Consider the following 6,953-nt stretch of genomic DNA (forward strand, 5'->3'; position numbering starts at 1 on the left):
CATGCTCAGTCGTCAATTAGAAGTATCCTTACGTTTGGCTGTTAGTATGGCTCGACAAAAGAGACATGAATTCCTAACCGTTGAACATTTATTATTGGCTTTACTTGATAATGATTCGGCCGTAAATGCATTGAAAGCCTGTGGTGCAGATATTATTGTGCTTCGCAAAGAGCTTGAAGAATATGTAGAGCAGCACACCCCTAAGCTGGGCGAAAACAGTGACCAAGCTCCGCATCCAACCGAAAGTTTTGACCGTATCTTACAACGTGCAATTTTCCATGTGCAATCAAGTGGTGGTGATCGTACAGTTGAAGGTGCAGACATTTTAGTGGCGATGTACTCTGAGCGTGACTCTTTTGCAGTCTACCTCTTGAAACGCCATCAAATTAACCGTTTAACACTGACACAATACTTGGCCCACGGCACACGTAAAGACGAAGTGCAAGTGGAAGAAGAAATTGAAGATCTTGATGGTGAATCTGCTAGTTCAAGCAACGCAGGCCCTTTAGAGCTGTATACAACCAACTTAAATGTTGAGGCACAAAAGGGTAAAACAGATCCTTTAATTGGTCGTGAAAAAGAAATTGAGCGCGCAGCACAAATTCTATGCCGTCGCCGTAAAAATAACCCGTTATTGGTCGGTGATCCTGGCGTCGGTAAAACATCGATTGCTGAAGGTTTAGCTTGGCTCATTGTTAATGGTAAAGCACCGAAACCATTGGCAAATGCTGAAGTGTATAGTTTGGACATTGGGGCTTTGGTGGCAGGAACCAAATATCGTGGTGACTTTGAAAAACGTTTAAAACAGCTTTTGAACGCGTTGAAAAAGAAACCAGAAGCAGTTTTGTTTATTGACGAAATCCACATGATTATTGGTGCAGGCTCAAGCATGGGCAGCACGATGGATGCATCAAACTTGATTAAACCCGCTTTGGCCAATGGCTCATTGCGATGCATTGGTTCAACCACATTCCAAGAATACCGCCAAGTCTTTGAAAAAGATCATGCATTGTCACGCCGTTTCCAAAAAATTGATGTCAATGAGCCATCTATTTCAGAAACGATTGATATTCTACGTGGTTTGAAGAGCAAGTTTGAAGATTTCCATCATGTTAAATATGATGACAAAGCTTTAATTTCTGCGGTTGAGCTGTCTGCGAAGTTCATTAATGATCGTTTCTTGCCGGATAAAGCCATTGATGTCATTGATGAAGCTGGGGCACAACGTCGTCTGAAAGCTGAACAAGATGACACCTTGATTACCGTGGAAAATATTGAAGATATCGTGTCGAAAATTGCACGTATTCCACCAAAAACTGTGTCTAAAGATGACAAGACCGTTCTTGAAAATCTTGAACGTGATTTAAAACGTGTGGTCTTTGGTCAAGATGAAGCCATTGAAGCTTTAGGCTCAGCAATTAAGCTGTCGCGTGCAGGCTTAAAATCACCAGATAAACCTGTGGGTAGTTTCGTTTTTGCAGGCCCAACTGGGGTAGGTAAAACAGAAGTCACCAAGCAGCTTGCGAAATTACTGGGCGTTGAGTTGGTTCGTTTCGATATGTCGGAGTATATGGAACGCCATGCGGTTTCACGTTTGATCGGTGCGCCTCCAGGTTATGTCGGCTTTGATCAAGGTGGTCTGTTGACCGATGCGATTCATAAAAATCCACACTGTGTATTATTGCTAGATGAGATTGAAAAAGCGCATCCAGACGTATTCAACTTATTGCTACAAATCATGGATCATGGTTCATTGACCGATAACAATGGTCGTAAATCAGACTTCCGTAATGTGGTGTTGGTCTTGACCACAAATATTGGCGCGGAAAGTATTTCTCGCGTGAGTATTGGCTTCATGGACCAAGACAACAGCAATGATAACCAAGATGCGATGAAGAAAGCGTTTTCTCCAGAGTTCCGTAACCGTTTGGACAGTGTGATTCAGTTTAAAGCTTTGCCAACGACAGTAATTGAAAATGTGGTGGATAAGTTCTTAACTGAACTACAAGCGCAACTGGATGAGAAAAAAGTCATTCTAGAAGTGGATCAAAGTGCGCGTGAGTGGATGGCTGAAAATGGCTATGACCGTTTAATGGGCGCTCGCCCAATGCAACGACTCATCCAAGAGCATTTGAAAAAACCACTGGCTGAAATGATTCTATTTGGTGAGCTTGCAGAACATGGTGGCAATGTTGCGGTCTCTGTGAAGAACGAAAATGGTAAAGCGGTGGGTCTAAAACTTGAAGTTTTTGAAGACCAAACGGCTGAACCTGCTTAAAGATTGCTACATAATAAAAAACCCGTGTTCGCACGGGTTTTTTATTGAAAAAGTATTTAACAGTTAGAAGTAATAAAAGTAGGTTGCATGGATATTCAATTGACGAAAGTTTTAAGTACATTTGTACTGTTTTTGGTAACCGCTGTGATGGAAATATTAGGCTGTTATTTCCCTTATTTGATTTTAAATCAGGGAAGAAGTCATTGGTTGTGGATTCCTACAGCTTTAGCGCTAGGTGCTTTTGTATGGTTGTTGACTTTACATCCGGCTGCGTCAGGACGTATTTATGCCGCTTATGGCGGAATTTATATTTTTACCGCATTGCTATGGTTGCGTTATGTCGATCAAGTTTATTTATCCCGTTGGGACATAATGGGTGGGGCAGTGGTGTTGATTGGTGCGGCCATGATTATCTTACAACCGCAAGGATTGGTTCGCTAAAGTAGAGAACCAATCGCTAAAAAGATACTATTTGATACCACAATCTTTTTGCTTTAATTCTAAATCGTAGCTATTTTTCTCAGAACTGAGCTGTAATTTTACAATGTAGGGATTATGGCGTTGATATTGATGCTCGAAGAAAATATTGCAGTTTTGCACAACATTTTTTTTAATCGCTTTTTGAACTTCTTTCGTACCTAAATCCTGTTCAAACTGCGCGAAGTCAGGGGTAATGATCAAGCCTTTAAGCTCGGTACGGTCTGCATATAGATTAAATTGTTCAATGATAGTGTTGTTATCAATTTCAATTGGGAGGGTTCTAGAGTCTTCTGCAGTTAATACAGTTAATATTTCATTCAACGTTTCTGGTTGCTTAATTTTAAAATTTTGATCAATAATTTGTTTGGACTGTAAGTAGTCATCAAATTCTGAGGCTTGAACCTGAAAAAAAGTAGAGCTTAGAATTGTAGCAAGGCACAGGCCAGTTTTTTTGAAATGCATGGAAAGTGTCGCTTATAAAAATTATATTCCGATTATAGCTTTGCCCGTATAAAAAAGCACCCTTAGGTGCTTTTCGTTGGAAAAATTAATTAATCTTTCTTAGTGTTTTCATTGATTAAAAACTCAACTAATGCTTTTTGTGCATGTAAGCGGTTTTCAGCTTCATCCCAAACCACTGCATTTTTATGGTCGAGCATCTTTTCAGAAATTTCTTCGCCGCGATGCGCAGGTAAACAATGCATAAATAAACAATCAGGATGAGCAAGATCCATAAGACGTTCATTCACTTGATAGTCTGCAAAAGCAGCTTCACGAATTTTTTGCTCTTCTTCTTGGCCCATGCTTGCCCATACATCGGTCACGATGAGGTCTGCATTTACGGCAGCATCTTCAGCTGAGTTAACCAGTTCTGCACAATGCGCAAATTCACTTAAAAATTCTGCTTTGGGTTCATAACCTTTCGGCGCAGCAATTTTTAACTTGAAGCCCCACATATGTGCAGCTTCAATATATGAATTGCACATATTGTTGCCATCACCAATCCACGCGACCGTTTTGCCAGCAATGGGGCCACGGTGTTCAACAAAAGTTTGAACATCTGCAAGTAGTTGGCAAGGGTGGTGATCATCAGTCAAGGCATTAATCACAGGAACTTTTGAGTAAGAGGCAAAACGTTCAACAATATCATGTCCAAAAGTACGGATCATCACAATATCCAACATGCTTGAAATCACGCGTGCTGAATCTTCAATCGGTTCACCACGACCCAATTGGGTGTCTCGTGGAGAGAGGAAAATTGCACTGCCACCAAACTGGCTCATGCCTGCTTCGAACGATACACGGGTACGGGTGCTCGATTTTTCAAAAATCATACCCATGACTTTACCAACAAACGGTTGGAATACTTCGCTGTTGTGCTGTTTACGCTTTAGTTCGATACCGCGTTGCACAACTTGGTTTAGTTCTAAAGTAGATAAATCGCGTAAGGTAAGAAAGTGACGTAGAGCCATTGTTACTCCACAATAATTGCTGAAAACCGAAATAGGTACAGAACAACAATTAGTTGTTGGTTGGTGGAAAGAAAAAAGAGAATAGATTAATATACTATATGCAAAGGAAATTGCAAAAAAACTAGACTTTTTGATGACCTGCTAAGAAACGATCTACGCAATAATGAACATATTCTAGATTTTCTTGTTCATTTTCTTCAACATAGATGTTCATGAGTACTCGCCACTCTAATTCGCGCACAATGCCAAAAAAAAGCTGCGCAGAATAATTTGGGTGTTCACATTGAATAATGCCTATTTCATCTGCTTTGGTTAAAATGCAAGCCACGGCATCTTCAATATGTTTAGGCCCTTGTTTGTGAATATGAAAGGCCAACTGTGGATTACGTTGTACTTGTTCCATAATGAGTCTTAAAAAAGAGGCATTTTCTGGAAGCACAAGATGCGTTTGAATATTTAAAATGGTTTGTATTAAATAAACGCGCAAATTGTCCTTAGTAAAATCAAAAGGTATACAAATATCTTTAAAAAACAGCTCACGACGATAGTCACAAATGGCTGTAAAAAGACCGTCTTTATTTCCAAAATATTTGTAAATCGATGCTTTTGAACCACCCGCATGATTGACAATATCATCAAGTGAAACTGCATCGTAGCCATGTTGCAAAAACAACTCGTTTGCACTTAATAAAAATGCAAGACAGCGTTCATGACCTCGTTTTGTGTGAGGTATGTCACGTGTAAGGGGTTCTAGTTGAACTGAGTCGTGCATATAACTAACAACAGCCTAATAAATGTGGATCTCTAGTTGCTATCATAGCAAAAATATGTACACATTGTTGTTTTGGGGCTTAACTGTTTACCACTAAACCTCAGTGCGTGGAAGAAAATTACACAATAAAAGCGTGAACCATGGGACTAAAGTTTTAGAGTTTTCATTCTAAAATGTCATAGCCAATTCAGTCATTATGGCTATACTCAAAACTCGAAAATTAAAGTAAATGCCGTGGAAAGGACGATGACAGAACAAAAATCTGCAGGCTTAAGATTTAGACAAGCACTAGAAGTGGAAAAACCATTACAAATTATCGGTACAGTCAATGCTTATGCAGCAATGATGGCGAAACAGGTGGGCTACAAGGCCATCTACCTTTCGGGTGCTGGTGTAGCCAACTACTCTTATGGATTGCCTGACTTAGGCATGACCAGTCTGGATAATGTTTTGGAAGATGTACGCCGCATTACCGAACGTGTAGACACTCCGTTACTGGTCGATATTGACACCGGTTGGGGTGGGGCATTTAACATTGCCCGCACTGTGAAACAAATGATTGCCGCAGGCGCAGCCGCAGTTCACATCGAAGACCAAGTAGCACAAAAACGCTGTGGCCACCGTCCAAACAAAGAAATCGTTACCCAACAAGAAATGGTCGACCGCGTCAAAGCTGCAGTCGATGCCAAAACCGATGCAAACTTTGTGGTGATGGCACGTACTGATGCCCTACAAAAAGAAGGCCTACAAGCGGTGATTGACCGTGCTTGTGCCTGTGTAGAAGCCGGTGCCGATGCGATCTTTGCTGAAGCAATGACTGACATTACCATGTACAAAACCGTTTGCGATGCAGTCGGTGTTCCAGTACTAGCCAACATCACCGAATTTGGCGATACCCCATACTACACCAAAGAACAACTGGCAGAACAAGGCATCTCGATGGTGCTGTACCCACTGTCACCGACCCGTGCCATGCAAAAGGCAGCACTGGAAGTCATGCATGCCATTCGCAATGACGGTACCCAAGTCAACGTCCTCGACAAAATGCAACAGCGCAAAGAACTCTACGAATTTCTCGATTACCACACCTTTGAAAACACATTAGACAAGCTGTTTAAACAGGAGAATTAAAAATGGCTGAAGGAAAAGTCCTCACAGGCGCAGGATTGCGCGGACAAGTCGCAGGAAAGACAGCACTATCAACCGTAGGCAAAAGCGGGGCAGGCTTAACCTACCGTGGTTATGACGTCCAAGACTTAGCAGAAAACTGCCAGTTTGAAGAAGTGGCTTACCTGATCTTCTTTGGTGAACTACCAACAGCAGCACAGCTCACCGCTTACAAAGCTAAACTCAAATCACTGCGCCAACTGCCACAAGCACTCAAAGAAGTCCTTGAGCGTATACCAGCAGATTCACACCCAATGGATGTGATGCGCACAGGCGTATCAATGCTAGGTAACCTAGAAACAGAACAATCCTTTGCCGAACAGCAAGATGTTGCAGACCGCATTCTCGCAACCCTTCCAGCAATCATTTGCTACTGGTACCGTTTTAGCCATGATGGCGTACGCATTGAAGAAAANGATTCAATCGGTGCTCAATTCCTACACTTACTTCGTGGTGAAAAACCAAATGAACTGCATGAACAAGTGATGAACGTCTCACTGATCCTCTATGCAGAGCATGAATTCAACGCATCGACTTTCACCGCACGTGTATGTGCTTCAACCTTATCGGATATGCATTCATGCATTACCGGTGCAATTGGTTCACTGCGTGGTCCATTACACGGAGGAGCAAACGAAGCAGCAATGGAAATGATTGAAAACTGGATGTCCCCTGAAGAAGCTGAGCGAGAAATGCTGGGCAAATTGGAACGCAAAGAAAAGATCATGGGCTTTGGTCATGCGATTTATAAAGACAATGACCCACGTAATGGCATCATCAAAAT

At 41.7% G+C, this 6,953-nt stretch carries 7 protein-coding genes; 4 read left to right on the forward strand and 3 right to left on the reverse strand.

Going from position 1 to position 6,953, the window contains the following annotated elements; genetic code table 11:
- Nucleotide 1 precedes the first annotated feature (1 nt).
- Together clpA and AXW61_RS05870 are read left to right on the forward strand one after the other, a co-directional pair.
- Nucleotides 2-2,278, forward strand: coding sequence for an ATP-dependent Clp protease ATP-binding subunit ClpA (gene clpA, locus AXW61_RS05865; RefSeq protein WP_058951805.1), 2,277 nt, complete (start codon nucleotides 2-4; stop codon nucleotides 2,276-2,278).
- 87 nt (nucleotides 2,279-2,365) lie between these two features.
- Complete coding sequence (locus tag AXW61_RS05870; protein ID WP_005401079.1) at nucleotides 2,366-2,719, forward strand: YnfA family protein; 354 nt, start codon at nucleotides 2,366-2,368, stop codon at nucleotides 2,717-2,719.
- A gap of 27 nt (nucleotides 2,720-2,746) precedes the next feature.
- Here AXW61_RS05870 and AXW61_RS05875 read toward each other — a convergent pair whose 3' ends face one another.
- The 3 genes from AXW61_RS05875 to AXW61_RS05885 form a co-directional block, all read right to left on the reverse strand.
- Nucleotides 2,747-3,220, reverse strand: a complete 474-nt coding sequence (locus AXW61_RS05875) for a hypothetical protein (RefSeq protein WP_062033193.1) — start codon at nucleotides 3,218-3,220, stop codon at nucleotides 2,747-2,749.
- Between the two features lie 89 nt (nucleotides 3,221-3,309).
- The gene (gene argF / locus AXW61_RS05880; RefSeq protein WP_010326946.1) at nucleotides 3,310-4,230 is read right to left on the reverse strand and encodes an ornithine carbamoyltransferase; all 921 of its coding nucleotides are present in this window, start codon (nucleotides 4,228-4,230) and stop codon (nucleotides 3,310-3,312) included.
- Nucleotides 4,231-4,351: 121 nt separating this feature from the next.
- Complete coding sequence (locus AXW61_RS05885) at nucleotides 4,352-5,002, reverse strand: TetR/AcrR family transcriptional regulator (RefSeq protein ID WP_062033195.1); 651 nt, start codon at nucleotides 5,000-5,002, stop codon at nucleotides 4,352-4,354.
- 246 nt (nucleotides 5,003-5,248) lie between these two features.
- Between AXW61_RS05885 and prpB the strand changes: the two genes are divergently transcribed.
- Both prpB and AXW61_RS05895 read left to right on the forward strand, forming a co-directional pair.
- Nucleotides 5,249-6,133, forward strand: coding sequence for a methylisocitrate lyase (gene prpB, locus AXW61_RS05890; RefSeq protein ID WP_062033198.1), 885 nt, complete (start codon nucleotides 5,249-5,251; stop codon nucleotides 6,131-6,133).
- A 2-nt stretch (nucleotides 6,134-6,135) separates the two neighbouring features.
- Nucleotides 6,136-6,953, forward strand: an 818-nt coding sequence (locus AXW61_RS05895) for a citrate/2-methylcitrate synthase (protein ID WP_062033201.1), incomplete at its 3' end; no start/stop codon positions are given.

The sequence above is a fragment of the Acinetobacter sp. BMW17 genome (assembly GCF_001592855.1).
GTDB lineage: Bacteria > Pseudomonadota > Gammaproteobacteria > Pseudomonadales > Moraxellaceae > Acinetobacter > Acinetobacter johnsonii.